The sequence below is a fragment of the Kroppenstedtia sanguinis genome (assembly GCF_050433445.1).
Classification (GTDB): domain Bacteria; phylum Bacillota; class Bacilli; order Thermoactinomycetales; family DSM-45169; genus Kroppenstedtia; species Kroppenstedtia sanguinis.
In genome coordinates, this window is the sequence record NZ_JBNPXF010000026.1 from 25,283 (window position 1) to 51,150 (window position 25,868).

The following is a 25,868-nucleotide window of genomic DNA, read 5'->3' on the forward strand; positions in this document are numbered from 1 at the left end:
AGTATACCACTGAGGTTAAGAAAGTTCCATGCTTTTCATGGGATACCCCGTATAAGTATTTTTTAAACCTAAAAGAGGGTGGCGAAAAATTTTCCACCACCCGCCATCTTTTCAACTCGTGACTAGAACCTTCTTAAATTCTTCCGTCAACATGGGTACCACTTCGAACAAATCACCCACAATTCCGTAATCCGCCACGCTGAAAATGTTGGCTTCCGGATCTTTGTTGATGGCAACGATCACCTTGGAGTTGGACATTCCTGCTAAGTGTTGGATCGCACCGGAAATTCCACAGGCAATATACAGATCTGGGGTGACCACTTTTCCTGTCTGTCCGATCTGAAGTGCATAATCACAGTAGTCGGCATCGCAGGCTCCCCGGGAAGCACCGACAGCACCTCCCAGCAGATCTGCCAGCTCTTGCAATGGTTGAAATCCTTCCGCACTCTTGACACCCCGACCTCCGGAGACCACGACGCGGGCTTCGGACAGGTCGACGCCTTCAGAGGCTTTCCGGACCACCTCTTTGATCAATGTCCGCAGGGAATCCGGAGCAAATTGAACATCCAGCTCTTCCGTTTCTGCAGAACGACCGGTGTCCGCCTCCGATGCAGGGATATTGTTGGGACGCAATGTCGCAAATACGATTCCGTCACGAAATGCTTTTTTGACAAAGGCTTTTCCCGCATAGATGGGGCGGGTGAGCACAATCTTTCCGTCCTTCACTTCTACGCCGGTGCAGTCCGACACCAATCCCATGTGGAAGTGGGCGGCGATTCGCGGGCTCACATCCCGCCCCACAGCGGTGTGGCCGGTAAAGATCACATCGGGTTCCACTTTTTCGATCACTTGCTTAAATGCCTGGAAGTAAGCATCGGTGGTGTATGTGTCCAGCTGTTCATTCGGCACTCGAATGACGCGGTCCGCCCCATGATGAGCCAGTTTCTCCACCAGCTCTTGTCCCTTGCTTCCGAAAACAGCGGCGGTCACCGTTCCACCTTCCGCTACTGCCGTCGCTGCAGCCAGGCTTTCCAGAGAAACATTTCTCAGTTCACCCTCGCGAACATCCGTCAGCACAAGTACATTTTTGCTCATCGGCTCCATTTCCTCCTCTTCCTTCAGATGACCTTGGCTTCTTTATGCAACAACTGGACCAGTTCCTTTACCTGAGCATCCAGTTCGCCATCCAATATTTTGCCTGCTTCCTTTTCCGGGGGCAGGAAGATTTCCAAGGTTTCCGTTTTCCCTTCCAGGTCGTCCTCATCCACATCCAGATCATCGAGATCCATACGTTCCAGCGGCTTTTTCTTCGCTTTCATGATCCCAGGCAGAGAAGGATAACGAGGATCATTCAATCCTTGTTGTGCCGTAACCAGAATCGGGAGTTTGGACTGAATATTCTCTGTGTCCCCTTCCACATCCTTCTCCACTTCCACCGTCTCCCCATCCACAGTCAGTTTGGTGATGGTGGAGATATGGGGAATCCCTAGCAATTCGGCCAACCGGGGACCTACTTGGGCAGATCCGTCATCAACTGCCATGTAGCCGCCCAGGATAATATCATATTCTAGATCTTCGATCACAGCTGCCAGCACACGGGCGATGGAATATTCGTCAGCGGATTCCAGATCTTCATCCTCCACGATGATCCCTTTGTCCGCACCCATGGCCATCGCCGTACGTAAGGCTTGTTCCGCCCGCTCCGGTCCGACCGTGATCACAGTCACTTCCCCGCCGTGTTCGTCACGGAGACGGATCGCTTCTTCCACGGCATATTCATCGTAGGGGTTGATGATAAACTCTACACCATCTTCACTGATTTGTCCGTCTTCGATTACAATTCGCTCTTCGGTGTCAAAGGTTTGTTTCAAGCACACCAGAATGTTCATTCTCTGTTCCTCCTTCGCCATTCCAGTCTCTATACAGATGGATGGTCTCCCTTCTCACAGAAACCCGCCATCTTCAGGAGCTCATCCCTTGCAAAAATAATTGATGAAGCGGATCCACCTGGTCCATCAAATCATATTTAAAGTCATCCATGATCCAAGAAGAGACCGTTTCATCAATAGTTCCGAAAATCATCTTGCGGGCGATCCGGACATCGAAGTTTTCCCGAAACAACCCTTGCTCCACTCCGGATTTCAACACCCGATCGATCACGGCCAGATAGCGCTTTAAGATCAATCCAATCTCTTTGCGGATCACCGGATTGGATTGACGCAGTTCGATCTGGGTGACGATCGCAAGTTGTTTGTCACTGCCGAGGTATGAAAAATGGAGGTAAATCAATTGCCGCAATTGGTCTACTGGCGACGGGACTTTGGATAACGCCTGCTCCATATCTGAGATAAAAGCCCCCATTTTCTCATTGAAAAGGGAAATGAGGACATCGTCCTTATTGTCAAAATACAGATAGATCGTCCCGTCCGCCACTTTGGCCTCACGGGCAATTCTGGACACCTGTGCCTGATGATAGCCGAATTCGGCGATCACGCGCACGGCGGCATTGATAATCGCTTCATATTTTTCTCCGGTACGCTTAGCCATCTGTGCTTCCTTTCCCTAGTTCCCCATGGTGAATGATCATTCATTCAATATCGAGTATATGGCAACTCTCCCGGTTTTGTCAACTTTCCCACGAGGGGCTGATTGGTAAATACCTATGCTAGGCCGAGCCGGTCGGGAGGGGATTCACATGGCGGCAACCCAGTCTTGCGAGCCAAAGTCGCTCCATATGAACCCTATCCCCTCTGTGATTTTTTCACAATGCTTCTAGTGCTCCTCCTCAGGGAAAGAGGGTGAGGATTTGATCCCTTTTTTGCAGAACCCGGAGCCGTCTCCCCCTTTCGCCCCGCCAGGCTGAAAAATGAGATCCAAGTTGCTTGAAGGGACACTAGGAAAGCCGGGCGGGTGAAAGCGCAACCAATCGTATTATACCAGTTCCGTCGAAGATTCGACAAGCACAGACAGAGCCGGAAGTCGTATCCTTATGAATACCCGTAAATTTTGACTGAGATTTCATCTTCCCTCGTCTCTAGCGAAGAAGCCACCTTTCATTCACCGCCAGGGTTTTCCACTGACGCTTTTCTTTTTTCCTCTTCCACCAATTCTCGTCTCAATACCTTACCCACCGTGGTTTTCGGCAATTGATCACGAAATTCATACAGGCGAGGCACCTTGAAGTTGGCCAATTTGCTCCTGCAGTAAGTATTCAATTCCTTTTCGGTCACTTGGGCATCCGGTTTCAACACGAGATATGCCTTTACCGTCTCCCCCCGATAAGGATCCGGAACACCGATGACAGCCACTTCTTGCACCGCCGGGTGATCATAGAGAACTTCCTCCACTTCCCGGGGGTAAATATTGAAACCACCGGCAATAATCATATCTTTCTGGCGATCCATGATGTAAAAATATCCATCTTCGTCCATCATGGCGATATCCCCCGTATTGAGCCACCCCTCACGTAATACTTTATCTGTTTCCTCTGGCTGGTTCCAATATCCTTTCATCACTTGGGGACCTTTCACATGAAGCAATCCCGCCATCCCGGCCTCCACCTCCTCCCCGCGATCTGGGTCGACCACTCGACACTCTGTATCCGGCCAGGGAAGACCGATGCTTCCGTTTTTACGCTTGTCCCATATCGGATTGGCATGTGTCACTGGAGAGCACTCCGTCAAACCGTATCCTTCCACTAACCGTCCTCCGGTTAGCTTTTCAAACTTCTCCTGGATTGCCAAGGGTAATGGTGCCGATCCGCTGATACAAGCCTGGATTGAGGAAAGATCGTATTTGGTAACTTCGGGATGATTGATCAAAGCCACATACATCGTCGGAGCACCAGGAAAAAAGGAAGGGCGCTCTCTGTCGATCACCTTCAGCACATCTTTTACATCAAACCGGGGTACCAACACCATGGAGGCCGCCATATAAATGGAAAAATTCATCACAACCGTCATTCCGTAGACATGAAAGAAGGGAACCAGTCCCAGCACTTTCTCCTGTCCCCGCTCGCCCTTATACATCCAATAGCTACATTGAATTACATTCACCACCAGATTGCGATGAGTCAGCATCGCCCCTTTGGCCAGGCCTGTGGTACCGCCGGTGTATTGAAGCAGGGCCACCTCATCCATGGAAGCGATTTCATTTTTGACCGGATCCGACGCCGCCTGCTTCATCACTTCCGAAAAAGCAAAAACCTCGTCTCCATAGGGAATTTTCGGCTTAGCTCCGTCCATCTTCAGTTTTAGAGAGTACAGCCAGTTCTTCGGGAAAGGAAGGTAATCTTGGATACTGGTGACAAGGACTCTTTTCAGACATGTACGCGGTTTCACTTTTTCCACCTGTGGATAGACCAGATCCATACAGATAATCGTCTCCGCACCGGAATCAGCCAACAAATGCTCCAATTCCCGCTCTTTGTACATCGGATTGGTCTGAACCACCACACCGCCAATCTTCAACACCGCATAATAGGAGATCACTGCCTGAGGGGTGTTCGCCAGCATGAGGGAGACCCGGTCTCCTTTTTTCACACCCAACTCTTTCAACGCTCGGGCCATGCGATAAACATCCTCTGTCAGTTCCCGGTAGCTGATTCGCTTGCCCATAAAATAGATCGCTTCCCGTTCCGGGAATTCCTGGGCGGATTTTTCGAGTAGTTCGGGCAAGGGTTGATCCGGATACTCCAGTGACTGCGGTACAGCTTCCGGATAGTTTTTAAACCAGATCCTTTCCTTGACTGCCATAGGTACATCTCCTCCCACTTCCTGAATGAATGGTCATTCATTATCAGGCAAAAAATAAATACCTATTTGTATCTCTTTTTTTCATTTTAACGAACTTTTCTCGTTTTTGAAAGTATGTGATGAAAAATTGATCCTGGTTTTGGATTTGATCTGGATTTATGTACAATCGGAATGTGGATCTTTCTCCCCATGGAGAGGATCTCTTTTGGCGGAAAACTTCCATGAATTTCATTTCTTATTGATAGAAAGGGAGTCAGATCAGTGACTTGGGATGTCATCGTAATCGGAGGCGGTCCTGCAGGCTTGATGGCTTCAGTGGCCGCAGCGGAACAAGGGGCGCAGGTTCTCCTCCTGGACAAAGGGGACAAGCCAGGCCGCAAGCTGGCCATATCTGGCGGTGGGCGATGCAATGTGACCAACAACGGGGAGAGCGGAGATATCATTCGTCATATCCCTGGGAATGGTAAATTCCTGTATAGTCCCTTCGCCACTTTTAACAATCAGGATATCATCCATTTTTTTGAGAAGTTGGGGGTGAAACTGAAAGAAGAGGATCACGGACGCATGTTTCCCGTCTCCGACAGTGCGCAAAGTGTAGTGGAAGCTCTGTTGCGTCGCATCCGGGAACTGGGGACAACCATCTCCCTTCGTACCCCGGTGTCAGAACTTCTGTTTTCATCGGATCGAGTGACAGGACTCCGGCTAGAAAATGGGGAAACTCTGCAAGCTTCCTGCGTGGTGGTCGCTGTCGGCGGAAAATCCGTCCCCCACACTGGATCCACCGGCGATGGTTATCCTTGGGCAAAAGCGGCGGGGCATCACATTACGGAGTTGTTTCCCACGGAAGTTCCCCTCACTTCCGAAGAAATTTTTATCCGTGAGCGGACCTGGCAAGGCCTCTCCCTGCGAGGGGTCCGACTCTCTGTGATCCATCCGAAGGGGAAAAAATTGACGGAACACACCGGCGATCTGCTCTTCACTCACTTCGGCCTCTCCGGACCCATCGCTCTCCGTTGCAGTCAATTTGTGGTGAAAACGTTAAAACAAGAAGCAGTGGATCACGTTAAATTAGAATTGGACTGGTTCCCAAATGAACAGCGAGAAAAACTGCAGACCCGAATTCAGGAGGAGTGGAAAAAGAACCCTAAAAAAGCGGTAAAAACGATCCTGAAACCTCATCTTCCTGATCGGGCCATCCCCTTGCTTCTCCAGCGATCGGGACTTCATCCGGAAGTGACTTGGAACCATGTCTCCAAAGCCGATTGGGAAAAGCTCTTTCAATTGCTGAAGTCTTTTCCTCTTCAGATTCATGGAACCCTTCCCATTGAGAAAGCTTTTGTCACCGGCGGAGGGGTTCATCTGAAAGAGATCCATCCGAAAACGATGGAATCGAAATTGAAACAGGGACTTTATTTTGCCGGTGAAATTCTGGATATCCACGGCTATACCGGGGGCTACAACATTACCGCTGCTTTCAGTACAGGATTTACTGCAGGAAAGCATGCAGCTCTGCAAAGTCTGGAGCGTGTCAAATAATGCAAAGGACCGGGAATTCATTCCCGGTCACCTGATCTTTTCTTTCATCAAACGAAGGACTTCCCCTTCTTCTGCATGCCGTCCCGTCTCTTTTTTGGAATAAATCTTCTCACCATCGACGGTCACTTCAAAAACCCCGCCGCTGGAAGGAATTAAAGTCATGTCCGTGATGCGGTGACGAAACTCGCTGAACAGTTCTTCTGCCACCCGGGCAGCATATGGGGCATAATTTCAAGCCATGCAAAAATGGATGGAGACGCGGTGATTCTCGTCCAAGATCATCCCTCCCGCAATTTTTGTCCCTTCCTATAGTTTCCCTGAAAGGAAGGCTATGAAACCGAAAGCGGAGTGAAAAACATCCGAGGGAGAAGATTTTACATATGATCCCATACATGTTGGTTATCCATATTTTGGGTGGGAGGGATCCTGTTCACCCACGCGACCGTTGCCATCCGGCAGAGAAGTGAAAACTGGCCGCTCCCAATCTGACCATCGGGCAGGGGCAAAGCCTTACGGAAGCAACACAGAGAAGAGGTTGCCCCTAAACGCCCTCTCGTAAGACTTCTCCGCTGGGTAGGATGGCTTCTTTAATCTAGAGCTTCAGCTCCTTTGGATTGTAGTGCCTATGGTGCTACCTTTACTCCAAGGTTTCAGCCCATCGAGATTGTAGTGCCCGTGGTACAACCTTGAGTTCAGATTGTAGTGCCCGTGGTACAACCTTGAGTTCAGATTGTAGTGCCCGTGGTACAACCTTAAGTTCAGATTGTAGTGCCTGTGGTACAACCTTAAGTTCAGATTGTAGTGCCTGTGGTACAAAAGTCGCTTTGGCAGCACACGACTTCCTTCCGCCACTCATTTTCTGGTTAATCAACAGCCCTGATATTATCCAAAACTGATGTAAACCATAGGCTCCGAATCGCGGAAAGGAAACGACTTTCCTGGATGAATCACCGCTTCTGTTACAATGAGGAGATTGGATGTAAAACTTGAGGAGGAAACAATCCTGTGAACCGACTTCCCGAAGATTATCAGAAACAGATGCGAAAGTTACTGAAGGAGGAATACCCGGCCTTTATCCAAACATATGACAACCCTCCTTACCGGGGGCTTCGGATCAACACATTGAAACTGTCTGTGGCAGAAGGAAGGCAACGTCTTCCCTTCCAGCTGGAGCCTGTCCCTTGGTGCGATGCCGGTTTTTTATATGACCATGACCGGGATCGCCCCGGCAAGCATGTCGATCATGCCGCCGGCCTTTACTATATTCAAGACCCCAGTGCCATGGCCCCAGTAGAGGCACTCCAACCCCAACCGGGGGAAAAAATCCTCGATCTATGTGCCGCCCCTGGAGGCAAGACGACCCAGATTGCCGCCCACATGAAGGGAGAAGGCATTTTGGTCGCCAATGAGATCAGCAAAGAACGACGCAAAGCCTTGGTGGAAAATCTGGAACGGTGTGGTGTAACCAACGCCCTCATTCTAGGGGAAGACCCCCGTCACCTCTCTACCCGCTTTACCGGCTGGTTTGACCGAATCCTGATCGATGCCCCCTGTTCCGGGGAAGGTATGTTCCGGAAGGATCCTGACACACGGGAGCGCTGGAGTCTCCGTTCCACAGAGACCGCCGCCGAACTGCAACTCTCTATCCTGGAAGCAGCGGCGCCAATGCTTCGTCCAGGAGGTAAACTGGTCTATTCCACTTGCACCTTCAATCCACGAGAAAATGAGGGGGTCCTTCACCAGTTTCTCCAGCAACACCCCCATTTCACTCCGGGACAGGTGCCTCAGGCCGCCCACTACCAGCCTGCTCGGCCCGATTGGATCGATGCTTCCCCCGCCCTGGCCCAAGCAGGCCGACTCTGGCCCCATCACTTGAAAGGAGAGGGGCACTTTGTGGCGGTGCTGGAGAAAAGGGAGGGGGACGAAGGAACCCGCCAAAAACCGGGTAAACTTCCTCCTGTACATGGCGATGCCCAAAGAGTTTTCAAAGATTTCCTGCGGGAGACGCTGACCGAGGACAGATTTCCCGGTCCCTTCACCTTGTTTGGTGACCATCTCTATCAAATCCCTGGGGATTTGCCTTCTCTGAAGGGATGGGTGGTGGAGCGGCCGGGACTTTATCTGGGACAAGCCAAGCGAAAACACTTCGCCCCTTCCCATGCCCTCGCCTTAGCCCTCACCTCTGATTCTGTGCGACGAAAGGTCTCTTTTGCGCCGGAAGAGGAACATTTGCATCAATATCTGCGCGGGGAGACCCTCCCCACCGCTGGAGACCCAGGATGGACCCTGGTCACAGTGGAGGGGTTCCCCCTTGGCTGGGGCAAGGTCTCCAACGGTCTGCTGAAAAATCACTACCCCAAGTGGCTGCGTCGGGATCTCATCTGACGGTGAAAATCCCCCAAAAAAATCCTTGCGGGAAGGAGAAAATCTCTCTCATACCTCCAGCAAGGCATGAATCCCGATCCATAGGATGATGACACCACTTAATACGGTACTGAATTGACCGATGGTGAAAGGGCCGATACGGATTTGGCTCAGCTTGCCCCCGATCGCCACCCCCAGCCAAACCATAAGGAAGCTACCGATCGCAGCCGTAAGTGAAATTACCACAGGCGACAGACCGATCAGTCCCGCACTCAAACCATTGGTCAGGGCATTGGCCGAAAGGGCCATGCCCAACAGTGCCGCCTCTCCCAGCCCAATTTCTCCGGATTGGTCCCGATCCGCCCGTTCTGGATGTTTGAGAATCCCTTCTATCTTTCCGAATTTTTCTTTTCCCTTCCGGGAAGGTTCATTCTGATTTTTGCGGGGGTGAGTCAATAAAATGATGCGAATGCCAATAAAAAACAACACAAAGGTTGCCAGCAAAGTGGGGAGAATCCCCGGTAGGAGGCTAGCAACCCATTGTCCGGATAAAATGCCACCCATACTAAACAGAAAACAGATCACGGCGATAAACAGATTGGAAAGCATTCCGATCCGGATCTTGCGAAGGCCGTAAGACATACCGACGCCCAAGTTATCAATACTGGATGAAAGAGCAAATCCCAAGATGAGCAGCCAATTCATCATTCAACCTCTCCTCTGGCATCTTCAGATGTTTGATTCACTGCGGCCGCCTCAGCTGCTTTATCTTATGGACTTGTTGAGATCATGGTTCCAGATTGCATCTTATTTTTGAAACCGGGTCAACAGACTCACTGTTCCTCCTTCTGCTGTCCATTTCCCACGGGAAGGGGGAAAGCGCCCGGTGGCAATCCGCCTCCCTTCGGGAAAGGGTGTGGAGGATTTTTGATGTAAGACCTGTTACACTTTGTTACTCGGTGAGACCCGATCTGCAACACTTTGAAAAAAGATCCGTCTGCAGACGGATCCATGGGTACATGATTTATATGAAGGGCGAAAATCCCGTATGCTGAAAGCCGTCGCCTATTGGGTATGGGTCAACCCTCCCAGCCCATATACTGGTTGCAACAACAGATTCCTCAGGGGGTGCATCCGATGTTATTTGGATTGAGAGATCCTCGGCTTTCCATTTACCCGGCTCTGGCGACAGGCATGATTCAACCTGAATGGCTGTTTATGTACCATAATCATCGCGAAGAAAGGGAAAAGGAATTGGAAAAAGAAGAGATCCCCGCTTCCCCGCTCCCCACTCCCTCGGTTCACAAAGTCCGGATCCATATTCGGCCCCGCAGGGGGTGAGCCATCACTTCACCTGAAGACGACACTAGCAACGCAGAAAAAGCAAGGCACCGCATAAGCGGTGCCTTGCTTTCGAGAAGATTAACCAGCGTGATCTTCTGGCAAAGGTTCCACCAAAATCCGGGTCCCGTCTACGGAAACCACCCGCACCGGTGTTCCTTTCTTGACCCATGCACCTCCGCTGGTGCAACTGAAACGCTCTCCGTCCACTGAGACGGTTCCGGAAGGCCTGAGGTCCGTCAGAGTCTCGCCTTCACGGCCAATCAACTCCAGAAATTTGGCATTGACCGATCGGTAGCCCTGTTCACGTGTCAGAGAATCCTTCAGCACGATCTTGTCCCACACCTCCCGCCGGGGCAACACCTTCAGTGAAAGAAATCCGGCCAGCAGACCCAGAATCCACAGGATCGCCACCAAACTCCCAGTCAAAAAATCCCCCGTTGGCAGAACCAAACCGACCAGCATCAACAACATCCCGATCCCCGCGATGGTCCCATCCTGAATCAATTTTCCATCCAGGATCATCAAAGCAAGTCCGACCAACAGTAGACCCAGTGACCAACTATGAAACGACGGAGATTGAGTCCAGGCATACAAACACAGTAAGGCGGCTCCGGACACCCCGGCCAACCCTCGCGCTTTCACCAGAAACTCCGTCACCAGTAACATCCCTGCCAAAAAAACGATCAGTCCAGCTATCCAAGGCTCCTGTAACCCATTCATTTGATCTCCTCCGTCCCGCTATCCCTCCAGTTGTATACAGGAATGGAGTGCGAGATTACATCGCATTCAAATAAAACCAAATCCCACCGACAATGAAAAAGATTAATGCAATCGATCCCAAGATCTTAGCTAAACGGACCAGCATCTACATCGCCTCCAATCACCGGCATCCCGGTTTTTAAAAAGACCTCACTTGCAGATCCGCACCCGTTTACGAGAGTTCAACCACCGTCACACCAAGGCCCCCTTCTCCCTGGCCCCCGGAACGATAGGATTTCACCCGGGAATGTTGATCCAGGAACTTGCGAACCCCGGTCCGGAGTGCACCGGTTCCTTTCCCGTGAATCAAAGAGACATGGTCAAAACCGGCCAACAGGGCATCATCCAGATACTTGTCGATTTCCGGAATCGCTTCTTCCACCATCTGCCCTCGCAGATCCAGCTCCGGTCGAACAATGTTGGACTGTCTGCGGTAGGAAGTGCCCCCTTGGGTGGGAGCCTCTTGAGTAGGGGATCCTTTCCATTCCAGTTGCTCTCGGTCCACCTTCATCTTCATGATTCCCACCTGTACCTGAAACTCCCGCTCTCCAAGCTGATCGATCACCTGTCCTTTTTGTCCAAGAGTTCGTACGAGCACTTCATCACCCACCCGAATCTGCCGCGTGGGTTCCCTGTTGACACTCCGGTGGATCGGAAGCTCGGGTTCAGCGTCATCCAGCCGCTTCTTGGCTTCAATCAACCGGTGTTCTTTCAATTCCTGCGGTTGTTCCTGAGCCCAGCGATGGAGTTGATCCAGCACCTCATTCGCTTCCCGTTTGGCCCGGGAAACCACGGCCTTGGCCTCTCGGCGAGCGGCTTCTCGAATTCGTTCTTTTTCCCGATCCCAGGATTCCATTTTCAGTTTCAGATCCTGTAGCAGTCCCTCTGCCTGCTTCCGCAGCGCCTCCGCCTCCGCTCTCTCCTTTTCCGCTCGGCGGCGGTCATCTGAGAGAGCTCCGATCATCTCTTCCAAACGATTTTCCTCGGATGAGAGTTGTGATTTCGCCGCTTCAATGATCTTCTCCGGCAGACCCAACCGCCGGGAGATCTCAAAGGCGTTGCTCCGCCCCGGAACCCCTGTCTGCAATCGGTAGGTGGGACTTAAGCTTTCCACATCAAATTCCACACTGGCATTGGTTACACCTTTGCGAGCGTGGGCATACAGCTTCAACTCATTGTAGTGAGTCGTTGCCACCACGCGACATCCTTGTTCCAAAACACGTTCCAGAACAGAGATGGCCAGTGCTGCTCCTTCTGTGGGATCCGTCCCTGCACCTAATTCATCCAGCAACACCAGACTGTTTGCATCGATGGAATCCAGGATGTCGACAATGTGGGTCATGTGGGAAGAGAAGGTGCTCAGATTTTGCTCGATGCTTTGCTCATCCCCGATATCAGCATAAACTCCGCTGAAGATGGGCAATTCGCTTTCTTCTTCCGCCGGGATCGGCAACCCCGACTGAGCCATCAATGCCAGCAGACCCACTGTTTTTAAGGTGACCGTCTTCCCCCCTGTATTGGGTCCGGTAATCACAATCGCTTGGTACTCCCGACCCAGTTCCACATCGTTGGGAACCGCCTCCTCGATGGGGATCAGAGGATGTCTGGCTCTCTTCAGCCGGATATAACCGTCCCTGTTCACCCCTGGGACAATTCCTTTCATCTGATTTCCGAGACGAGCCTTGGCCAAAATCAAATCCAATTGAGTGAGGAGGGTGAGGTTCATCTCCAAGTCATCCGCTTGGTCCGCAACCTCCCCAGTCAACTCCCCGAGAATCCGTTCCACTTCCCGCTCCTCTGCCAGCTCCAATTCCCTTAATCGGTTGTTTTGATCGACCACTGCCTGGGGCTCAATAAACAAGGTTTGTCCCGATGCCGACTGATCGTGAACGATCCCCCGGAGGGCTCCCCGGTACTCTTGTTTGACCGGAATCACATAGCGATCGTTCCGCTGGGTGATGATCGGGTCCTGAAGCATTTTTTGGTATGAAGAATGACGTAAAAATTCATCCAGAGTGGTGCGGATCGATTCCTGAAGCTGCTGGATGTTGCGCCGAATCCGACTCAGCTCCGAGCTGGCATCATCATTGACGACTCCATCTTCATCGATGGCTCGCCGAATCCTTCGAGCCAGCATCCGAGTCTCCCTCAATTGTGCGGATAGCTCCCGCAGCAGGAACAAGGAGGCTTCTTCCGGATCCACCCCTTCCAGCACGGAACGAACCGTCTTTTCCGCTCCGGCCGTCCCTGCCACCCGAAGCAGCTCCATCGCTGTCAGTAAACCACCGATCCGCGCTCTTCGCAGTGCGGGATGGATGTCTGAGACCGCCTCCAAGGACAGGCTCCCCTTCAATCGGAGTAAGTCCATAGCTTCAGCTGTCGATTGGAGCCTCCGTTGTACTTCATCTCCCTGAAGAGACGGTTGCAAACCGGCAGCAGCTTTTTTCCCTGTTTCCGATGTGGCTTGTTGAATCAACTGATCGATGATCCGATCATATTCCAAAGCATGAAGCATTTTTTGCGGGTCCATTTTGCACCCTCCTGTTCCGACAACAATCATTCAATATTATAGCATGAAAGGCTTTCCACACCGGTAAAAAAAGTCGGCATCTCCCAGAGAGGGGATGCCGAAGAGATATTTCATCTGGTAAAGATATGCTCGCCGATCCGTTTGATCTGGGGTCTTCCCCATATCCATCGGGAGGTGGCTTTGGCGGGGTTGAAATAGTAGAGGGCGCCTCCACTGGGATCCCAACCGTTGATCGCGTCATATACCGCTTTTCTCGCCTTCAGATTCGCCTCCATATTGATCTGACCATCCACCACCGCTTCAAAGGCGAGGGGTTGATATACAATAGACGAAGGGGAATCCGGGAATTGTTCGCTTTCCAAGCGATTCAGTATGACTGACGCCACCGCCACTTTGCCGGTATAGTTTTCCCCTCTGGCTTCTGCGTGAACCGCTTTTGCGATCATGTTGATATCGTGTTTCGACAGTCCTGACGTAGTTTTCGGCACCCGATCCATGGGTTTCATCTGGGTCAACCCTGTGACCGGGGCCTTCTTGGTGGGAGCTTTACCTGCTTGGGGACTCCAGCGGCGGGTGGCCTTCCATAGTTTTAATTTCGTTTTTGTACCTACCCGGCCATCCACTCTCAAGCCAAATCGATACTGGAAGTCCCGCACCGCCCGGTCCGTTTGTTTGCCGAACTTCCCGTCAACCTTTCCTGAATAATACCCGATAAACTGAAGTCTCCGTTGCAGTTCCCACACATAGCCTCCCCGGTCCCCTTTCTTGAAGATCCGATTGGAAACTCCAGGTGCCCACTCCTTTGACGCCTCCACCAGTTTCCGTTTGCTTTGGGAACCAACCCGGCCATCCACTTCCAGTCCAAATTGGTACTGAAACAGACGGACGGCACGATGGGTTCGCCAACCTAGGCGTCCATCGATCTTCCCAGTATAAAAGCCGAGATACTTCAACCGACCCTGTAACTCATACACATCATCACCTGCCGCCCCCATCTTCAACTCATGCTTACCAAAGGCTGCTTCCGCCTGAGTGGCAGTGGAGGCCAAGCTGGTCACGATGAGCATACAGGCACATAGTAACAGCAGTGTTTTTTTCATAGCTAGTCAACCTCTCTTAGGTTGTTTCTGCTGTTAGTATCTCGACATTTGCCCTCCCTATACTTCCCGAAGATGATGAGGCAGTGAAAAAAAAGCCCCCATCCAGGGGGGCGGATCCCGATCATCCCATGACTTTATTTATGACTGAGTCGCACGGACAGATTCCCCAGAGAAATCAGAAGTCAATTGCAAGATCCCCTGACTGATCGAAGATCCGGTAACCGCTTCTTGCCCCGTGTCCCAAGGAAGAATTTGCAGCAGATGAACCACCACAAAAATAAGCAACAGAGCTTTAAGAAATCCCACCAGGGCGCCACCTAATCCATTGATCTGCGCCAGCACAGGTAAACCCGCCAACGCAGTCAAGATGTTGGACACAATGGAGAGTAGCAGTCGGGTAACCAGAAACAACAACACAAAGGCTAAAGCTGTGTAAATCGGTTTTTCCAAAAAAAACAGGGGCAGACCGCTGTCGCTCATCGAGTCCGGCAAGGGGATGATGTCCATGAGAACAGGTCCCAAGTCCGGGCTAAATTTCCAAGCGACAACTACGGCAATCAGCATTCCGAGCAGAGAAACGGTCTCTTTGATCAACCCCTTCTTATAACCGGAAAAAAGTCCTCCGATCAACAACAGGAGGATCAGTCCATCCAACAGATTCATCCAAAATTACCCTCCAATAGGGGGAAGCGCTTGGCTCACAATCACACTTACGGTTGATCATCCTCGATCAAATGTAAGATCTCTTCATGTTCCTGTTTTAATTTCATATAGGTGTCAGTGATATTCACGGCAGACAGCACCGCCAGTCGGGTGGTATCCAGACGGGGATTGCTGTCGGCGATATCTCTCATCTTCTCATCCACATGGCGGGCTACTTCCCGAACGTATCCGGAGCTCGCCTTACCCACGATATGGTACATCTGACCGAAGATCTCGACACTGTATCTCTGCTTGCTCATCACTTACTCCCTCCCCATTCAGCCTCCCATCGCTTCCCCATTTTATTTCATCTTGTAAATTCCTGAATCCTGCCCCATCCTGTTATTGGCGCAAGACGGCACCCAGTTCCTGCTCCAATTTCGAGACCACCGTTTGGTGTACCTCATTCACTTCCTCATCGGTCAAGGTCCGATCTTTCGCTTGATAAGTGAGGGAATAAGCGACACTCTTCTTTCCATTCCCGATTCTCCCACCCGTAAACACATCAAACAGCATCACCGACCGCAGCCATTCCCCACCTGTGGCGTAAATCAAGTCTTGCAGGCGATCCACTGGCACGTCCGTATCCACCACCAACGCCAGATCCCGAGTCGTGGACGGATATTTGGGCAGGGGATGATACTCCAAGGTCCCTCCAAGAACTGCTTCCATCACCGGAACCAAGTCCAGTTCAAAGACAAACACATCCTCCAGATCATAGGCCTGGGCTGTTTGCGGATGGATTTGGCCGATCAGTCCAATCACCTGATCCTCCAGGATCAGTCGGGCAGTGCGCCCTGGGTGATACCCTTGTGGTTGGATGGCCTCATAACGGACTCCTACTAAGCCCAGTCGTTGGAACAATCTTTCCAAAGATCCCTTAAGGGAGAAGAAATCCGGAATTTCCGCTCCCCCCTGCCAATGTTTGGAATCGATTGCCCCTGTGGTCAATCCAGCCAACATCCAGGGCTCCTCAGGCTGCTGAGTCAATTTTTTTTCTTCCGTTAGATACACCCGCCCCATTTCGAAAAAGGATACCCCTTCTTCCCGGCGATGAATATTGTATTCCGCTGTCTCCAACAGTTGCGGCACCAGGGAGGTCCGAAGCAGTTTCCGTTCATCACTGATCGGCATGCTGATCCGAATCGGCCGGGCCTTTGGGTGGATCACCTGCTCCAATGAACGAAGGGCATCCGGTGATGTCAAGCTGTAATTGACCACCTCATAAAAGCCGATATCCCGCAACGTATGGCGAATCGTCCGGTGTAACCGCTGCTCCGGGGTCAGGGATCCCGGAGACTGCTGGCCCCAGGGGAGTGTGGTGGGAATCCGGTCATATCCGTACAGGCGGGCCACTTCTTCGATCAGATCCACTTCGATCGAGATATCCGGACGTCGGGATGGAACCTGAACCCGATAGACTCCCTCTTTTACTTCCGCAGGGAAACGAAGGCGACGGAAACTGTCCATGACCGCCTGTTCATCTATCTGCACTCCCAAAACTCCTGTCAAGCGGCTGTGGCGTAATTCGACGGTCACATCGTCAATTTCCCCGATCTGTTCCGCCGTGATGGCAGAGGCCACTTTCCCTGAGGCAAGTTCTCCCATCAACTCCACCGCTCGTTGCAAGGCAGGCAAAATCCGTTCCGGATCGACTCCCTTTTCAAAACGTGTGCTCGCTTCGGAGCGGAGTCCCAATCTGCGGGTGGTCCGACGTACCGTTTCCGGAGCGAAATAAGCGGATTCAATCAGAATCGTGGTTGTCTTTTCCGTCACTTCAGAGTTTGCCCCCCCCATCACACCGGCAATGCCGATCGGTTTGGTCCCGTCGGTGATGAGCAAGGTCCCATGATCACAAGCTCGGGTCACCCCGTCCAAAGTGGTCACTGTTTCCCCGGCAGTCCCCTGGCGAACCACGATCTCCCCATGATCTACCTGGTGGTAGTCAAAGGCATGCAAGGGTTGACCGTATTCCAACATCACGCAATTGGTAATATCCACCACGTTGTTGATGGGGCGCACACCCGCTGCCAACAGCCGGTTCTGCATCCACTGGGGAGAAGGACCCAGCCGGATTCCTTCCACCACTTGGGCGGCGTATAAGGGACATTCCTCCTCTGCATCCAATACGATGGCGACTGATTTCCCCTTCCCTTCCAAACGGCCTTCAGCTGTTTGGGGAAGACGCACTTCCCGGTCTAACAAAGCCCCCACTTCATAAGCGATTCCCCACATGCTGAGACAATCCGAGCGATTGGGCGTCAGGTCCAACTCCAGCACCACATCATCCAAACCGAGGAGTTTTTTCGCATCTTCCCCGACCTTTACCCCTGGGGAGAGAACCAAAATTCCATCCTGTTGCTCCTTAGGCAGAAGTTTCTCCGGCAGACCTAACTCCTGAGCGGAACAGATCATCCCTTGAGAGGGTACCCCCCGCAGCTTAGATCTTTTAATCTTGATTCCCCCTGGGAGTCTGGCTCCAGGCAGAGCGACCGGCACTTTTTGCCCGGTCGCCACATTGGGGGCACCGCAAACAATATTCAAAAGCTCCTCTTCACCAACATCGACCGTGCAAACACGCAACCGGTCCGCATTCGGATGGGGGTCAGCACTTTGTACGTGACCGACCACCACCTTAGTTACGCCGTGATCCCGAAGTTCCACCCCATCTACTTCAATCCCGCCACGAGTTAACTGTTCAGCCAACTCCTCCGGTGAGACTCCCTCCAGATTCACGTATTCATTCAACCACTGATAGGAAACACGCATCGGCTCTCTCTCTCCTTTCCTGTTATACATTTTGAAATTGACGTAGAAACCGAAGATCATTGGTATAGAAATGACGAATATCGTCGATCCCATATTTCAGAAGGGCAATCCGTTCCGGTCCCATCCCGAAGGCAAACCCAGTGTAACGCTCCGAATCGTAACCCCCACGCTCCAACACCCGAGGATGAACCATCCCAGCACCCAGAATTTCGATCCATCCGGTCTGTTTGCACATTCGACAGCCATCGCCGCCACACTGTACACAGGAGATGTCCATTTCGACACTAGGTTCGGTAAAAGGAAAATAGCTGGGGCGCAGCCGGCTTTCCAATTTCCTCCCAAACATCTGCTCGGCAAAGGAGAGCAAAGTGCCATGCAGCTCACTCATAGCGATCCCGCGGTCTACCACCAGTCCTTCCACCTGAGTGAACTGATGGGAATGGGTGGCATCATCATCGTCCCGTCGATATACTTTCCCAGGACAGATGATTTTGACCGGGACTTTTCCCTCCTTGGACTCCATGGAGCGCACCTGAACTGGGGAGGTCTGGGTCCGCAACAGAATCTCAGGTGTGATGTAGAAAGAATCCTGCATATCCCGGGCCGGATGGTCCTTATGGAGGTTGAGAGCCTCAAAATTATAATAATCCGTCTCCACTTCCGGCCCTTCTGCAACTTCAAAACCCATTCCGACAAAAATATCTTCGATGCGCTCAATCACCGCGTTCAGCGGATGCACACCCCCCAAGGGCTTCGCCTTTCCCGGCAGAGTCACATCGATCGTCTCCGAGGCCAGCCGGTGTTTTAGCCTCTCTTGATCCAGCTTCTGCTCTTTGTCCCGGATCCACTCTTCCAAAGAAGCGCGAATCTCGTTAGCCAAACTGCCGATCACTGGCCGCTCGGCAGGCGAAAGATCTTTCATTCCCCGCAGGACAGAGGTGATCTCCCCCTTTTTCCCCAGATACTTCACGCGAATCTCTTTCAAAACATCCAAGTCGGATGCGGAGCGGATCGCCGCTTCCGCCTCCTCTTTCATGGATTTCAGCTGTTCACGCACATGGATTCCCTCCTGAATTCCCATAAAATAAAAAAATCCCGCGTCCGAGGGACGAGAGATTCGTGGTACCACCCTTGGTTGAACAGTCCCCACAAGACGGCGGAAACTGCTCCACTCAAAAAAGATAACGGTTAGATCCGGTACCCCTTACTGCTCCCACAGGAGGTTCAGGGGGACGGCTCAGGAGTGAACTTCCCCATGCCGTGTTCCTGGGGGTGCTTCCAGTCATGGCAACCCCTCCCTGGTCAGGTCGTACATCGGTACTCTTCTCCGTCACAGCCGATGATGGCAATCGATTTTGTTCTCCAGTATAGCCAAAAACTTGACGCGATGCAATGACACACACGAAAACATGTCTCTGAGTAAAGTTGGATTGAAAATCAGCCGGTTTCCATCCACTGTTGGCGGAGGAGTTCAAATAGAAGAATCCCTGCCGTCACCGACACATTGAGGGATTCCACTTGTCCGGGCATGGGAATTTTCACCCGGTCATCCACCAGGGAATCGATTTCCGCGGAAACGCCCTTGCCTTCATTTCCAAGCAAAATCGCCGTCTGTTTCGGATAATGGCAATCAAAATGAGCCTTCTCTCCTCGGGGGCTCGTCCCCGCCACCCAATATCCCTGTTTTTTCAACTCAGGAATGGCCTCTCTCAGATCCACACGTCGGATACGGGAGCGAAACAAGGAGCCCATTGCAGAACGGACCACCTTGGGGTTGAAAGGATCTACCGTCCCCGCTCCCAACCAGACATCCCGAACTCCTGCCGCTTCAGCCGTCCGCAGGATCGTCCCCAGATTGCCCGGGTCCCGGATGGCATCCAGCAACAGTACTGGCTCTTCACCACGGATCCGATAACCATCCTTATTTTCCGGGACCACCACCTCAGCGGCGACTCCCTGAGGAGTCTGGGTATCCACTAATTGCGAGAAGGTAGAAGGATACAAGGCATAAACCGAAACTTCATCCAGATAGGAGAGACTCTCCAACCGCTCGATCCCCTCATCAGACACAATCACTGAACGCACTTTCCATCCTGCCACAGTGGCTTCCTTCAGCAATTTTTCTCCTTCAATCAGGATGCTACCGAATTCCTCCCGTCCCTTCCGGGTACTCAGTTTCCGCCAACGCTTCACTTTCTCGTTGCGGGCAGAGGTGATTTGATGGATCTCCATGGTTTATGCACGTTCCTCCAGTTTTTTTAAGTCATCGTTATGACCGATCACGACCAAGACATCACCCCGGCGGATCCGGTCCCCAGCCAAGGGGGCGATGTTGATTTTATTTTTACTCTTGATAGCCATTACGTTACAACCGAACATGGCGCGGATATCTAACTCCTCCAGAGTTTTTCCAGCAAAGAATTCCCCCGCATGCACTTCAATGATACTGTATTCATCCGCCAACTCGATATAATCCAAGATATTGGGAGAGATCAGATTATGTACGACCCGCACTCCCATATCCCGTTCGGGATAAACCACCTTGTAGGCTCCGATCTTATACAACACTTTGCCATGAAGGTCGTTCCTCGCCTTGACCACCACCTTTTCTACCCCCATCTCCCGCAGAATCAGTGTGGTCATAATACTGGACTGAATATCTTCGCCGATGGAGATAACCACCACATCAAAGTTTCGAATCCCCAGTGCCTTAAGAGCATTTTCATCGGTGGAGTCCGCCTCCACAGCATGGGTGACAATCTGAGCAAAATCCTGAACCCGCTGCGGGTCGCGATCGATGGCCAGCACATCATACCCCATCTCGTGCAGGGTTTTAGCCACACTTCCGCCAAAACGGCCCAAGCCGATGACTGCAAACTCTTTCTTCATCGAGATCCTCCCTTTTTCGGTGCCCATACATGGTGTGTATTATATCACAATGTTTCCCACCAGACGGATAAGCTGTCTCTTCCGGGTCAAACTACACATGAAAGGAGGGAGCGCGAAGTGAGCTTTCCCATTCGTGGGGCTATCTATTACAACATCAAGGAGATGGATCCCCAACAGCTGAAATCGATGGTGGAAGATTCGATTCAGGGTGAGGAAAAACTGCTTCCCGGATTGGGCGTCCTCTTTGAAGTGATCTGGAAGAACAGCACGCCCCAGGATCAGGAACATATGATTGAAACATTGCACGAGCATATGCCCAGGAAAGAGGCGCAACCCCCCGTCGCACCGTCTTAAACCATCCGGTTCAAGTTTTCTCTCTTATACCCGATTTCTTTCCGTACAAAAAAAGGCTGATGACGGATCCGGTCATCAGCCTTGGTCTATTTGTATTCGTTATTCACAACCCCTGACAGAGCTGATCCACTGTCTTCTGATCCAGCCGGCGAATCACTGCCACCAACAACTGAACCAAATGTTCCACATCCTCCTCATGGATAATGGAAGTGTGGCTGTGGATATAGCGAGCAGGCACTCCCAGACTAAGGCTGGGAACCCCTTGATCAAACAGATGAATATGGCTCGCATCTGTGGCTCCCCGGGCAATCCATTCATATTGCAGAGGAATCTCTTCTTCTTTTGCCACATCCTGCACCAGTCGGACCAGGCCCCGATGGGGCAGATGTCCTGCATCATACAGTACCAGTTGGGGACCGCTACCTAATCGGCAAGGGACTTGATCCTTGTGAATCCCCGGCGTATCCCCAGCAATCCCCACATCCACCGCGATCCCGATATCAGGTCGGACAGCAGCGGTGGCAGTATGGGCTCCCCGGCGTCCCACTTCCTCCATCACGGTCCCTACACCGTAAACCGTGTTGGAATGATCGGTCTGACTCAGCCGTCTCAACACTTCCACAGCGACAGCGCACCCCATCCGATTGTCCATCGCTTTAGCCAACCAATGTTTGGAGTTGGCCATCACTGTAAAGGGAGACCAGGGAACCACCACATCACCGGGATGAATCCCAAGCGCTTCGGCTTCTTCTTTGTCAGATACCCCCACATCGATGAAGAGTTCCTCCAGAGAAACCGCTTTTTTCCGCTGATCCATGGGAAGAAGATGGGGGGGTTTGGAACCGATCACCCCCAACACGTTTCCCTGATCCGTGATCACTTCCACCCGTTGGGCAGACACGACTTGACTCCACCATCCACCCAGTGGCTGAAAACGCAAAAATCCTTCTTCGGTGATTCGGGTCACCATGAAACCGATCTCATCCAGGTGGCCCGCCACCATGATCCGGGGCCCTGTCGTCCCTTGTCGTGCGATCAGCGCCCCCAGATGATCTGAAGTGACCTCATCGGCAACGGGAGCCGCCCATCGAGCCATCCGTTTCCGGACAGGCCCCTCATGTCCTGGGGGACCGGGTACTTCTGTCAGCTCCTTGAGCAATTGTTTAAAATCTCCGCGTTTTACGTCTGACATAGTATGTAGTAGCACCTCTTTCTAGATGAAGACCCTGTTTATTTTAACATAATCCCTTGGTTTCATCTTGTCGGCCCCCGGAAAAAACAGTCCCGCGGACCCAAGCGTCAGCCCGCGAGACCCTTTATTTATTTTCCATCCTTCCTTTAGGCAGACGGACTGTCAGGCGTTTTGCCTCTGGATCCATCTCGGTGATCATACCGGAGGGTTCCACCGGTATCGGCAGGTACACATGGAGAGTGAACTGGAATTGCCTCCGTTCCCTCACTTCATCCCTGCCTGTGGATCCTGAAATAAACAGAACGTTGTCCTCCACCCGGACATCCATTTCGTGACGGGGATTCAGGGAAGGGATATCCACCTGGACCACCACTTCGGTCGGTGTCTGCTCACATCGAACCGAAGTCCGGTTTGGATCCAACTCATGGGAGAGCCTTTCCATCTCCAGCCACATCTCTCCCATCTCCTCGTACAACATGGACTCAAACCACGGTCGAAGCCACCCCAACCGCATCACCTCCCGGGAGCATCCTTACTCCTTGTCAGACTATGAAAGCGAGCCGGTTTAAGTGACATCTGTCACGGGGGGGTTTGCGGAAGAGTATCCGGAAAGCGGATCAATAATAAGGTCCGAAATATCCTCCTCCCCACCACCAGAAGAAGGCAAAAAACAGGAAAATAATCACAATGACCGCGATAGCGATCCACCAACCCCAGCCCCATCCGAATCCGAATCCGAATTCTCCATAACCTTTGGTCTTCGCTTTACTCAATTGCCAGACCTCCTTCCTTCGCAATAACTCCCTACAGGGTATTCTCAAACTATTTCATCGGTATAGACAAGGGCCCACTCCCCATACTTTTCAGGCAAAATCACGTCTGACCAAGCGTGTTGATTCGCCATATTTTAGGTAGGAAATAAGATCGGGATGGTGGGAGGGTGAAGAGCCTTTGCGCTCTTTGCAAGAGATCGTAGCCCTCCCACCATCCCCGTCCCCTCAAACAATATTTTGCGATGGGGCAATGGAAAGAGCGAAAGGTCGTTTCCTTCCCATCCTCCAATTGATGGTCTTCATCAACAAACGTCTGACGAGTCAAGTGTTTAAGGAAATCTGGATTTACCAGACAACCGATATAAATCACAGCATTCTTAAAAAAATCCTTCCTCTCGCAAAGAGAGGGATCCTTTGATACAATGAGGAATAGTGTACATCAACCCCTGGAAAGCTCCCTTACAGGGAGCTGGCGAGGCAATCTAAAAAACTAAATGAAGTGTACAACCCCTGTAAGACGGGAGTCCGAGGAACCGGGCTGAGAGGGTAGCTGAGTAGTCCGCTGCCGACCGTATACCTGATCTGGATCATGCCAGCGGAGGTACAGAGACGGGGCGAGATTTTTTACCCAGGCTCCTGACCCTCGCCGCCGGCATCCCGGCGGCATTATTTTTTTAGGGAGTGAGCAAATTGATATCAACATCGAGCAGGATTCCACGGGCACTGACCATCGCCGGCTCTGACAGCGGTGGAGGAGCAGGAATTCAGGCGGATCTCAAAACATTTCAGGAATTAGATGTCTTTGGAATGTCTGCGGTCACTGCCATCACCATCCAAAATACCCTGGGAGTTCATGGAATCTATGAACTGGATCCAGAGGCTGTCGCTGGCCAAATCGATGCCGTGGTGGAAGATCTGGGTGTAAATGCTTTGAAAACCGGAATGATCGCCAACATCTCCATTATGGAGATCATCGCGGATAGGGTGAAACGACACCGCTTATTCCCTCTGGTAGTCGATCCGGTGATGGTGGCCAAAGGCGGAGCCTTTCTGTTGGAAAAATCCGCCCAAAACACACTGGTCGACACCCTGATCCCCCTGGCCCAATTGGTGACACCCAACCTGCCAGAGGCCGAAGTCCTGACCGGGATGAAATTGAACACCGACGAATCTTGCAAGGAAGCCGCCCGACAGATCCACGACATGGGGGCCGCGGCTGTAGTGATCAAAGGCGGGCATCTGGAAGGAGAATTCTCCACAGATCTCCTGTTTGACGGAGAATCCTTCCACACTTTTACCGCTCCCCGAGTCTCCACCCGCCACACCCACGGAACCGGTTGTACGTTTTCCGCTGCGGTCACAGCGGAATTGGCAAAGGGACGTCAGTTAACGAAGGCCGTGTCCACCGCCAAAGAGTTTGTCACCCAGGCAATCGCTCATCCCCTGGAGCTAGGGGCAGGACACGGTCCCACCAATCATTGGGCCTTCCGCCAATCTCGCACACAAACTGTCATTTCCGACTCTCCCTGAACATAGAATGATCATTGGTGCTTCGAATCCACGACCATCAAATATAAAGGGAGCGTGATGATATGCCGGTTTCACCTGCAAGCCTCCGGCTCTATTTTGTCATGGGGAGCGAGGACTGCAAGGGGCGGGATCCGGTTTGGGTATTGCGAGAAGCCATTCATGGTGGCATCACCATGTTTCAATTCCGAGAAAAAAAATCATCCCTTACCCTTTCCCAAAAGGTGTTCCTCGGTAAAAAATTGCGGGATATCTGTACCCGGCAAGGGATTCCCTTCATCGTCAATGACCGCACCGACCTGGCCATGGTACTGAACGCCGACGGGGTGCATGTGGGACAGGAGGATCTGCCTGCCGTGCAAGTCCGCCGTCTGTTGGGGCCTCAGCCGGTACTCGGTGTTTCCTGTGGCAATCCAGAAGAGGCAGATAAGGCCACTCAAGCCGGTGCCGATTATATTGGCGTCGGGGCCATGTATGCCACCCGTTCCAAACCGGATGCCGGTGAACCCATCGGACCCTCCGCCATCCGGCAAATTGCCCGCATGGACAACTCTCCTCTTCCCATCGTCGGAATCGGTGGCATCCATCATCACAATGCCAAAGCTGTGATCCAGGCGGGAGCTGAGGGAGTCGCTGTCATCTCCGCCATCGCCGGAGCCACTTCTCCCCGTCAGGCGGCAGCGGAGCTGAGGGAAACCGTGGAGCAGACTTTGGAGGAACAACAGGCTATCTAGAAGCGTGATGAAATGGGAAAAACCCATCCCAACCGGCTGAGTCCCAAAATATAGATTCACCAGACATACCTTAATTGTAGATAAAGCCGTGCAAGACCGTCGATGAACCCTATTTGCATAGCCACTTAGGCCAGGGGGTAACGAGGTATACCCACTTCAACCCCCCCTTTGTTAATCTCGCAAAGAACCCCCGTCACGATCGTCGAGGGTTCTTTTCACCTCTTAGTGGACATAAGGTCATTTTGGGCGGCCAAATTCCTCACCAAACAGGATCAACCGACACAATAGCTCCTTCTAAAACTGGAGGGATTGGAGAAGGTACCTCCGGAGGGGGATATGAAGCCAATGAAAGGGTACCGGACCATTACGGTTTTGGTACATATCGAGCAACTTCCGGGAGGATATTTATAGAGGATGAGTCAGGGCTGTTGATGTACCAGAAAATAGGCAGCGGAAGGGAGTCGTGTGCTGCCATAGCGAGACCTGGGAGCGGAAGCGACCTTGGCGAGACTTGTACCCTATGGGTGCAAAGCGACCTTTG

General features: G+C 52.0%; 24 protein-coding genes and 1 other annotated feature. Of the genes, 6 read left to right on the top strand and 18 right to left on the bottom strand.

What is annotated here, in order from left to right:
* Window positions 1-111: 111 nt before the first annotated feature.
* From JOD24_RS13820 to JOD24_RS13835, 4 genes are all read right to left on the bottom strand, one after another.
* Window positions 112-1,095, bottom strand: a complete 984-nt coding sequence (locus JOD24_RS13820; RefSeq protein ID WP_380163397.1) for an electron transfer flavoprotein subunit alpha/FixB family protein — start codon at window positions 1,093-1,095, stop codon at window positions 112-114.
* A gap of 23 nt (window positions 1,096-1,118) precedes the next feature.
* Window positions 1,119-1,889 carry an electron transfer flavoprotein subunit beta/FixA family protein gene (locus tag JOD24_RS13825; RefSeq protein ID WP_380163395.1) on the bottom strand — a complete coding sequence of 257 codons (771 nt, stop codon included), beginning with the start codon at window positions 1,887-1,889 and terminating at the stop codon, window positions 1,119-1,121.
* Between the two features lie 73 nt (window positions 1,890-1,962).
* Window positions 1,963-2,547 (bottom strand): fatty acid metabolism transcriptional regulator FadR, encoded by a 585-nt coding sequence (gene fadR, locus JOD24_RS13830; RefSeq protein WP_380163393.1) that lies wholly within the window; start codon window positions 2,545-2,547, stop codon window positions 1,963-1,965.
* A 506-nt stretch (window positions 2,548-3,053) separates the two neighbouring features.
* Window positions 3,054-4,754, bottom strand: a complete 1,701-nt coding sequence (locus JOD24_RS13835) for a long-chain-fatty-acid--CoA ligase (protein WP_429247104.1) — start codon at window positions 4,752-4,754, stop codon at window positions 3,054-3,056.
* A 261-nt stretch (window positions 4,755-5,015) separates the two neighbouring features.
* Between JOD24_RS13835 and JOD24_RS13840 the strand changes: the two genes are divergently transcribed.
* Window positions 5,016-6,290, top strand: coding sequence for a BaiN/RdsA family NAD(P)/FAD-dependent oxidoreductase (locus JOD24_RS13840; RefSeq protein WP_429247105.1), 1,275 nt, complete (start codon window positions 5,016-5,018; stop codon window positions 6,288-6,290).
* Between the two features lie 27 nt (window positions 6,291-6,317).
* On the opposite strand, the gene JOD24_RS13845 is transcribed toward JOD24_RS13840, so the two are convergent.
* Complete coding sequence (locus tag JOD24_RS13845; RefSeq protein WP_488168472.1) at window positions 6,318-6,572, bottom strand: SelT/SelW/SelH family (seleno)protein; 255 nt, start codon at window positions 6,570-6,572, stop codon at window positions 6,318-6,320.
* A 723-nt stretch (window positions 6,573-7,295) separates the two neighbouring features.
* On the opposite strand from JOD24_RS13845, the gene JOD24_RS13850 reads away from it, so the two are divergent.
* Window positions 7,296-8,675, top strand: coding sequence for an RsmF rRNA methyltransferase first C-terminal domain-containing protein (locus JOD24_RS13850; RefSeq protein WP_429247106.1), 1,380 nt, complete (start codon window positions 7,296-7,298; stop codon window positions 8,673-8,675).
* 48 nt (window positions 8,676-8,723) lie between these two features.
* On the opposite strand, the gene ytaF is transcribed toward JOD24_RS13850, so the two are convergent.
* Entirely contained in the window at window positions 8,724-9,359 is a 636-nt protein-coding gene (gene ytaF, locus JOD24_RS13855; RefSeq protein WP_429247114.1) for a sporulation membrane protein YtaF, read from the bottom strand.
* Between the two features lie 432 nt (window positions 9,360-9,791).
* Here ytaF and JOD24_RS13860 point away from each other — a divergent pair, with 432 nt between their 5' ends.
* Entirely contained in the window at window positions 9,792-9,995 is a 204-nt protein-coding gene (locus JOD24_RS13860) for a hypothetical protein (RefSeq protein ID WP_429247107.1), read from the top strand.
* Window positions 9,996-10,076: 81 nt separating this feature from the next.
* Here the strand turns inward: JOD24_RS13860 and JOD24_RS13865 are convergent, their stop codons facing one another.
* From JOD24_RS13865 to JOD24_RS13905, 9 genes are all read right to left on the bottom strand, one after another.
* Window positions 10,077-10,718, bottom strand: a complete 642-nt coding sequence (locus tag JOD24_RS13865; RefSeq protein ID WP_429247108.1) for an NfeD family protein — start codon at window positions 10,716-10,718, stop codon at window positions 10,077-10,079.
* A 211-nt stretch (window positions 10,719-10,929) separates the two neighbouring features.
* Window positions 10,930-13,287: an endonuclease MutS2 gene (locus JOD24_RS13870; RefSeq protein ID WP_429247109.1), complete on the bottom strand. Its 2,358-nt coding sequence runs from the start codon at window positions 13,285-13,287 to the stop codon at window positions 10,930-10,932.
* A 110-nt stretch (window positions 13,288-13,397) separates the two neighbouring features.
* Window positions 13,398-14,387 carry a spore cortex-lytic enzyme gene (gene sleB, locus JOD24_RS13875; protein WP_429247110.1) on the bottom strand — a complete coding sequence of 330 codons (990 nt, stop codon included), beginning with the start codon at window positions 14,385-14,387 and terminating at the stop codon, window positions 13,398-13,400.
* A gap of 138 nt (window positions 14,388-14,525) precedes the next feature.
* Window positions 14,526-15,050 carry a CvpA family protein gene (locus JOD24_RS13880; RefSeq protein WP_380163373.1) on the bottom strand — a complete coding sequence of 175 codons (525 nt, stop codon included), beginning with the start codon at window positions 15,048-15,050 and terminating at the stop codon, window positions 14,526-14,528.
* Window positions 15,051-15,097: 47 nt separating this feature from the next.
* Window positions 15,098-15,349, bottom strand: a complete 252-nt coding sequence (gene zapA / locus JOD24_RS13885; protein WP_380163371.1) for a cell division protein ZapA — start codon at window positions 15,347-15,349, stop codon at window positions 15,098-15,100.
* A gap of 82 nt (window positions 15,350-15,431) precedes the next feature.
* A complete protein-coding gene (gene pheT, locus JOD24_RS13890) occupies window positions 15,432-17,858 on the bottom strand; it encodes a phenylalanine--tRNA ligase subunit beta (protein WP_429247111.1) in 2,427 nt (808 codons plus the stop codon).
* 22 nt (window positions 17,859-17,880) lie between these two features.
* The gene (gene pheS / locus JOD24_RS13895) at window positions 17,881-18,915 is read right to left on the bottom strand and encodes a phenylalanine--tRNA ligase subunit alpha (RefSeq protein WP_429247112.1); all 1,035 of its coding nucleotides are present in this window, start codon (window positions 18,913-18,915) and stop codon (window positions 17,881-17,883) included.
* 44 nt (window positions 18,916-18,959) lie between these two features.
* Window positions 18,960-19,201, bottom strand: a binding site (T-box leader).
* 94 nt (window positions 19,202-19,295) lie between these two features.
* Complete coding sequence (locus JOD24_RS13900; RefSeq protein WP_380163365.1) at window positions 19,296-20,090, bottom strand: TrmH family RNA methyltransferase; 795 nt, start codon at window positions 20,088-20,090, stop codon at window positions 19,296-19,298.
* Between the two features lie 3 nt (window positions 20,091-20,093).
* Window positions 20,094-20,774 carry a potassium channel family protein gene (locus JOD24_RS13905; protein WP_380163363.1) on the bottom strand — a complete coding sequence of 227 codons (681 nt, stop codon included), beginning with the start codon at window positions 20,772-20,774 and terminating at the stop codon, window positions 20,094-20,096.
* A 90-nt stretch (window positions 20,775-20,864) separates the two neighbouring features.
* On the opposite strand from JOD24_RS13905, the gene sspI reads away from it, so the two are divergent.
* Window positions 20,865-21,101, top strand: a complete 237-nt coding sequence (sspI, locus tag JOD24_RS13910; RefSeq protein ID WP_380163361.1) for a small acid-soluble spore protein SspI — start codon at window positions 20,865-20,867, stop codon at window positions 21,099-21,101.
* Window positions 21,102-21,204: 103 nt separating this feature from the next.
* Here sspI and JOD24_RS13915 read toward each other — a convergent pair whose 3' ends face one another.
* The 3 genes from JOD24_RS13915 to JOD24_RS13925 all read right to left on the bottom strand — a co-directional run bounded on the left by JOD24_RS13915 (window position 21,205) and on the right by JOD24_RS13925 (window position 23,066).
* Window positions 21,205-22,293: a M42 family metallopeptidase gene (locus tag JOD24_RS13915; RefSeq protein ID WP_429247113.1), complete on the bottom strand. Its 1,089-nt coding sequence runs from the start codon at window positions 22,291-22,293 to the stop codon at window positions 21,205-21,207.
* A 124-nt stretch (window positions 22,294-22,417) separates the two neighbouring features.
* Window positions 22,418-22,801 carry an Hsp20/alpha crystallin family protein gene (locus tag JOD24_RS13920; protein WP_380163357.1) on the bottom strand — a complete coding sequence of 128 codons (384 nt, stop codon included), beginning with the start codon at window positions 22,799-22,801 and terminating at the stop codon, window positions 22,418-22,420.
* Window positions 22,802-22,910: 109 nt separating this feature from the next.
* Window positions 22,911-23,066, bottom strand: coding sequence for a hypothetical protein (locus JOD24_RS13925; RefSeq protein ID WP_380163355.1), 156 nt, complete (start codon window positions 23,064-23,066; stop codon window positions 22,911-22,913).
* Between the two features lie 690 nt (window positions 23,067-23,756).
* Here JOD24_RS13925 and thiD point away from each other — a divergent pair.
* Window positions 23,757-24,596: a bifunctional hydroxymethylpyrimidine kinase/phosphomethylpyrimidine kinase gene (gene thiD / locus JOD24_RS13930; protein WP_380163077.1), complete on the top strand. Its 840-nt coding sequence runs from the start codon at window positions 23,757-23,759 to the stop codon at window positions 24,594-24,596.
* A 62-nt stretch (window positions 24,597-24,658) separates the two neighbouring features.
* Window positions 24,659-25,327, top strand: coding sequence for a thiamine phosphate synthase (gene thiE / locus JOD24_RS13935; protein ID WP_380163076.1), 669 nt, complete (start codon window positions 24,659-24,661; stop codon window positions 25,325-25,327).
* Window positions 25,328-25,868: the final 541 nt, after the last annotated feature.

Excerpts from the sequence above, each read along its gene's own strand:
- JOD24_RS13820 (WP_380163397.1), bottom strand. The coding sequence starts at position 1,095 with ATGAGCAAAAATGTACTTGTGCTGACGGATGTTCGCGAGGGTGAACTG.
- JOD24_RS13825 (WP_380163395.1), bottom strand. The coding sequence starts at position 1,889 with ATGAACATTCTGGTGTGCTTGAAACAAACCTTTGACACCGAAGAGCGA.
- fadR (WP_380163393.1), bottom strand. The coding sequence starts at position 2,547 with ATGGCTAAGCGTACCGGAGAAAAATATGAAGCGATTATCAATGCCGCC.
- JOD24_RS13835 (WP_429247104.1), bottom strand. The coding sequence starts at position 4,754 with ATGGCAGTCAAGGAAAGGATCTGGTTTAAAAACTATCCGGAAGCTGTA.
- ytaF (WP_429247114.1), bottom strand. The coding sequence starts at position 9,359 with ATGAATTGGCTGCTCATCTTGGGATTTGCTCTTTCATCCAGTATTGAT.
- JOD24_RS13860 (WP_429247107.1), top strand. The coding sequence starts at position 9,792 with ATGTTATTTGGATTGAGAGATCCTCGGCTTTCCATTTACCCGGCTCTG.
- JOD24_RS13865 (WP_429247108.1), bottom strand. The coding sequence starts at position 10,718 with ATGAATGGGTTACAGGAGCCTTGGATAGCTGGACTGATCGTTTTTTTG.
- JOD24_RS13870 (WP_429247109.1), bottom strand. The coding sequence starts at position 13,287 with ATGGACCCGCAAAAAATGCTTCATGCTTTGGAATATGATCGGATCATC.
- sleB (WP_429247110.1), bottom strand. The coding sequence starts at position 14,387 with ATGAAAAAAACACTGCTGTTACTATGTGCCTGTATGCTCATCGTGACC.
- JOD24_RS13880 (WP_380163373.1), bottom strand. The coding sequence starts at position 15,050 with ATGAATCTGTTGGATGGACTGATCCTCCTGTTGTTGATCGGAGGACTT.
- zapA (WP_380163371.1), bottom strand. The coding sequence starts at position 15,349 with ATGAGCAAGCAGAGATACAGTGTCGAGATCTTCGGTCAGATGTACCAT.
- pheT (WP_429247111.1), bottom strand. The coding sequence starts at position 17,858 with ATGCGTGTTTCCTATCAGTGGTTGAATGAATACGTGAATCTGGAGGGA.
- JOD24_RS13900 (WP_380163365.1), bottom strand. The coding sequence starts at position 20,090 with ATGGAGATCCATCAAATCACCTCTGCCCGCAACGAGAAAGTGAAGCGT.
- JOD24_RS13905 (WP_380163363.1), bottom strand. The coding sequence starts at position 20,774 with ATGGGCACCGAAAAAGGGAGGATCTCGATGAAGAAAGAGTTTGCAGTC.
- JOD24_RS13915 (WP_429247113.1), bottom strand. The coding sequence starts at position 22,293 with ATGTCAGACGTAAAACGCGGAGATTTTAAACAATTGCTCAAGGAGCTG.
- thiE (WP_380163076.1), top strand. The coding sequence starts at position 24,659 with ATGCCGGTTTCACCTGCAAGCCTCCGGCTCTATTTTGTCATGGGGAGC.